Here is a 539-nt window from a genome sequence, read left to right on the forward strand (position 1 = left end):
CGAATTCGGTTATGGTGGCGCATTGAAGCCCAGCTTCCCGCAATTTCTGATCGACGGCACGCAGCCCAGCCGTCTGGCATGGTTCCTCAAGGAAAGCCTGCTGCCCCCGATCTATTGGAAGGCGATGTTGCGCGGCAAGGAATGGATGGCACGCCCGGAAAAACTGAATGTGACCTCGGAATAACCCAACCCTCCGAAAGACCCAGATGATCGAACAATTCCGCCGATATGTCCCCATCCTGGACTGGGGGCGCCACTTTACACGCGCGGCGCTTTCCAACGACCTGATTGCGGCGCTCATCGTCACGATCATGCTGATCCCGCAATCGCTGGCTTACGCGCTGTTGGCAGGGTTGCCGCCCGAAGCTGGCATCTATGCCTCGATCGCGCCCATCATGCTCTATGCCATCTTCGGTACCAGCCGTGCTCTGGCGGTAGGGCCGGTGGCGGTGGTCTCGCTTTTGACGGCCACGGCCATCGGACAGATTGCCGAACAGGGCACGGCGGGCTATGCCATCGCGGCCTTGACGCTGGCCTTC

At 60.7% G+C, this 539-nt stretch carries 1 protein-coding gene and 1 pseudogene; both read left to right on the forward strand.

Annotation, left to right across the window (positions count from 1 at the left end; all coding sequences use genetic code 11):
* A pseudogene (locus ACR0E6_RS22965) lies at positions 1 to 184 on the forward strand (NAD(FAD)-dependent dehydrogenase); the annotation flags it as partial.
* Between the two features lie 22 nt (positions 185 to 206).
* Positions 207 to 539 (forward strand): SulP family inorganic anion transporter (locus ACR0E6_RS22970; RefSeq protein ID WP_480587767.1); only part of this gene is annotated, 333 nt, incomplete at its 3' end.

Source organism: Ruegeria sp. AP12, assembly GCF_056540025.1.